A 4,459-nucleotide genomic window follows, 5' to 3' on the forward strand; every position below is an offset into this window, starting at 1 on the left:
GGGCGCGCGAGCCCGAGCAGGCGTGCGGGCCCGAGCAGGCGCGCGAGCCGGGCACGGGGCGCCCGCGAGGCAGAAACAGGCGGCGGCGCGGGGCCGGGGCGCGGCGCGCCCGCCGCCCGCGGCCACCCTGGACAATGGCTGGCGTGCGGTATCTGATCCTCGGCCCGGCCGAAGCGCGCGACGCGCACGGGAACGCCCTGCCCCTGGGCGGCGCCCGGCTGCGCGCGCTGCTCACCGCGCTCGCCCTGCGCGCCGCACGCCCCGCGCCCGTACCCGTCGACGCGCTCATCGCCGAGGTGTGGGCCGACGAGCCGCCGCACGACGCCCCCGCCGCCCTCCAGGCCCTCGTCGGCCGGTTGCGCCGGGTCCTCGGCAAGGACGCCGTCGCCTCCGCCCCCGGCGGGTACCGGCTGGCCGTGGACACCGCCCAGGACGTCGACCTGTTCCGCTTCGAGCGGCTGACCGACGGCGGCACGCGCGCGCTGGACGCCGGAGACCCGCGCACCGCGGCCGACACGCTGCGCCGGGCGCTGGCCCTGTGGCGCGGCCCGGCGTTCGCCGACCTGCCGGACCGCCAGGCGGCCGCCGCCCGGCCCGAGGCGCTGCGGCTGACCGCGCTGCACCGCCGCGTCGACGCCGACCTCGCGCTCGGCCGCGCCGCCGACCTCGTACCGGAGCTGCGCGAACTGGTCGCCGACCACCCGCTGGACGAGCCGTTCCACGCCCAGCTCATACGCGCGCTGCGCGCGGCGGACCGCCCGGCCGACGCCCTCGCCGCGTACGAGCACGTCCGCCGCACCCTCGCCGACCAACTCGGCACGGACCCCGGCGAACCCCTCCGACAGCTGCACCAGGAGCTGCTGGCCGCCCCGCCCGCCGCCCCGCCCCGCCCGCCGCAGGCCGACCGGCGGCCCCGCGGCAACCTGCGGGCCCGCCTGACCAGCTTCGTCGGCCGCCAGAGCGACATCACCGGACTGCGCGGCGACCTGCGCGACGCGCGCCTGGTCACCCTCACCGGGCCGGGCGGTTCGGGCAAGACGCGGCTGTCGGAGGAGGCCGCCGCTGCCGCCACCGCCGCATACGCCGACGGGGTGTGGGTCGCGGAGCTGGCCCGGCTCGACCACCCGGCCGCCGTCCCGGGCGCCGTGCTGAGCGCCGTCGGCCGCCGCGAGACGAACCTGCTGGCGTCCGGCCTCGACGCGCGTACGAGCGACGCCGCCGACCCGACCGCCCGCCTGGTGGAACACTGCGCCCACCGCAGCATGCTGCTCCTGCTCGACAACTGCGAACACGTCATCGACAGCGCCGCCCAGCTCACCGAGACCCTGCTCGCCCACTGCCCCGGCGTGACGGTGCTGGCCACCAGCCGCGAGCCGCTGGGCGTGCCGGGCGAGGTGGTACGGCCGGTGGAACCGCTGCCTCCGGCCCCGGCCCACCAGCTGTTCGCCGAGCGCGCCACGGCCGTACGCCCCGGATTCGACCCCGCGCGGGACCCCGACACCGAGGCGGCGGTCGCCGAGATCTGCCGCCGCCTGGACGGCCTGCCGCTGGCCATCGAACTGGCCGCCGCCCGGTTGCGGCTGCTGACCCCGCGGCAGATCGCCGACCGCCTCGACGACCGCTTCCGGCTGCTGACCAGCGGCAGCCGGACCGTACTGCCCCGGCAGCAGACGCTGCGGGCGGTGGTCGACTGGTCGTGGGACCTGCTGGACGAGCGGGAGCGGACCGTGCTGCGGCGGGTGTCGGTGTTCGCGGGCGGGTGGGACCTGGCCGCCGCGGAGGAGGTCTGCGCGGACGGGCCCGAAGAGCGCGGCGGAAGCGGGCCGATCGCCCCGGGCGACGTCCTGCACCTGCTCGGAGCGCTCGCGGACAAGTCGCTCCTGGTGGTCGAGCACCCGTCGGCGGACGGGAACGGCGCGGCGGACGGCACCCGCTACCGCATGCTGGAGACCATCCACGAGTACGCCGCCGAGCGCGCCACCGCCGACTCCGCGACGCGGGCCGACCACGCCGCCACCGTGGCCCGGCACATCAGGCGCTTCCGCGACTTCGCGCGTACCGCCGAGCCGCGCCTGCGCTCCGCCGGGCAACTGCCCTGGCTGAGCCGGGTCGAGACCGAGCTGGACAACATCCGCGCCGCGCTCCAGCGCTCCCTGGAGGCGCGGGACGAGGCGGCGGTGTACGACATCGTCGTGGCCATGGGCTGGTTCTGGTGGCTGCGCAACTACCGGGACGAGGGCGCGGCCTGGGCCCAGGCGGCCCTCGACCTGCTCGACGGCCCGCCGGGCGACGCGCAGGACCCGGGCGGCAATCCCGGCGGTAATCCCGGCGACGATCCCGTCGAGAAGCCGTCGCGGTACTGGCGCCGCATGGACCTCATGCTGCTGCACTACTTCCTGGTCGCCGAACAGCAGCTCACCCAGCAGGACCTCACCAGCCCGGAGATCATCGCCACGGCCCGGGAGATCCGCGACACCTACGGCACCGCCCCCGGCCCGCACAGCGCCCGCTTCCCCGGCCTGCTGTGGCCGTTCGCCGGGTTCGTCATCGACGGCAACGCGGGCCTCCTTCCGCTGCTGGACAAGGCGGTGGCCAGCTGCCGCGTGCACGGCGACGAGTGGGCGCTCGGCGTGGCGCTGAGCTTCCGCACGCACATCGCCATCGACCTGCCCCACGGCATCGCGCGCGCCGACATCAACTGGACCGAGTTGCAGGAGCTCAGCAGACGCGTCGGCGACCGGTGGCTGCTCACCCAGGTGGCGCAGGTCAGGGCCGAGATGGCGAGCGGGCACGGGCGGCTCGCCGAGGCCCGCGCCGCGTACGAGGAGGCGCTGCACCTGGCGCGGGAGCTCAGCGCGCACACCGAGGTGCCGTTCCTGCTCACCCGCCTCGCCGACCTGGCCCGCGACTCCGGCGACCTGGCCGAGGCCGACCGGCTGCTGCGCCGGTCCGACGAGGAGGCGGAACGCTTCGGCGTGCGGGACGTGGAGGCATTCAACCGCTTCGTCGGCGCCCACCTCGCCCTGATGCGCGGCGACCTGGCCGGGGCCCGGGAGCTGTGCGACGACGCGCGGCGCCTGGCGTGGCGGGGCACCCCGCCGCCGCAGTTCTGGGTCGCGATCAAGGGCCTCGACGGCCGCGTCACCGCCGAGGAGGGCGACACGGCGCGCGGGCTGCGGGCCGTACGGGACGCCCTGCGCGAGGGCGTGGACGTCAGCTGTACGGAGTCGCTCGTGGCCCACCAGACGGAGGCGGCCGCGTGGGTGCTGGCGTCGGCGGGGGAGGGGCGGCTGGCGGCCCGGCTGCTCGGCGCCGCCGACGGGCTGCGCGGCCGGCTGCCGCGCCCGCCGACACTGCGGGCGTACGTGGAGGGGATCGAGCGGGACGCGCGCGAGGCGCTGGCCGCGGCGGACGGGCCCGGCGCGGGTGCTTCCGGAGCGGGCGGGCCTGGCGCGGGCGGGCCTGGCGCGGGCGGGGCGGCGTACGGAACGGCGGCGGACGAGGCGGCCGGCGGCGGCAAGGGCGCCTTCGACGAACTGCGCGCCGAAGGCGCCCGCCTCACCGCCGACCAGGCCGTCGCCCTGCTGGACGACTACCTGGGGCGGTACGGCCCGGAGACGGCGACGGGCGACGAGGCCGACGGCGCGTCCGGCAGCGGGTCCGGCAGGACGGCGGAAGCGGGCAGGTAGGCCCCAGCCCGGGCGGTAGGCCCCAGCCCGGGCGGCCGCCGCGCCCCGGCGAGACGCGGGCCGACCTCCGGCGCTCGGGGGCAGGGCTCACGGATCGGTCCGAGTCCGGACGGCCTCGGGTCCGCCGCGCGGGCCGCCCCCGGCCACAGGTAACGACGGTCCTAATCGCAGGTGATGACCGACCGGGCCCAGTCCGCGAGCACCACCGCGCTCACCGCGTCCTGCGCCTCGACCACCAGGCGGATCTCCTTGCGGCCGGCCAGCGGCACGTGGACCGGTACGGCCGGGTCGCCCCCGCGCACCACGGGCGACCGCCACAGCCGCGTCCCGTCCCCGTCGACCGCGAACCGCACCGCTCCCAGCCCGCCCGACAGGTCGTCGACGCCGACGACCCCGTCGTACGCCGTGCAGGAGCGGTTGAGGTCGATGGTCACCGACGACTTTCCGAACACGGTCGCCCCGTGCTCGTACGCCCTGCCGCCGACGCTCACCCGGTCGCGCTGCCACAGCCAGCCGTTCGCCCCGGACCGCACCTCCGGCTTGGTGCCGTTCCCGAATCCGCTGTAGTCCAGCTCGTCGATCGGGAAGACCGCGGGAGCGGGCGGCACCGAAGGGGCGGGGGGAGCCGAGGTCGGCCTGGCGGTGGACGCCGGCGGCTCGGCGGGCGGCGTCGGCGCCGGGGTCCGCGTCGGCTGCGGCCGGGGCTTCGGCGGCGCGGTCGACGAGGACGTGGGCCGCGGCGCCGCGGCCCGCGAGGGGGCGGGCGCCTC

At 77.8% G+C, this 4,459-nt stretch carries 2 protein-coding genes; one reads left to right on the forward strand and one right to left on the reverse strand.

Annotated features, from left to right (window positions below; genetic code table 11):
- Positions 1 to 143 precede the first annotated feature (143 nt).
- Positions 144 to 3,689 (forward strand): BTAD domain-containing putative transcriptional regulator, encoded by a 3,546-nt coding sequence (locus tag RKE29_RS28175; protein ID WP_312008513.1) that lies wholly within the window; start codon positions 144 to 146, stop codon positions 3,687 to 3,689.
- Positions 3,690 to 3,850: 161 nt separating this feature from the next.
- On the opposite strand, the gene RKE29_RS28180 is transcribed toward RKE29_RS28175, so the two are convergent.
- Positions 3,851 to 4,297, reverse strand: coding sequence for an NPCBM/NEW2 domain-containing protein (locus tag RKE29_RS28180; RefSeq protein ID WP_312008514.1), 447 nt, complete (start codon positions 4,295 to 4,297; stop codon positions 3,851 to 3,853).
- Positions 4,298 to 4,459 lie beyond the last annotated feature (162 nt).

Source organism: Streptomyces sp. B1866, from assembly GCF_031932565.1.
Classification (GTDB): Bacteria; Actinomycetota; Actinomycetes; order Streptomycetales; family Streptomycetaceae; genus Streptomyces.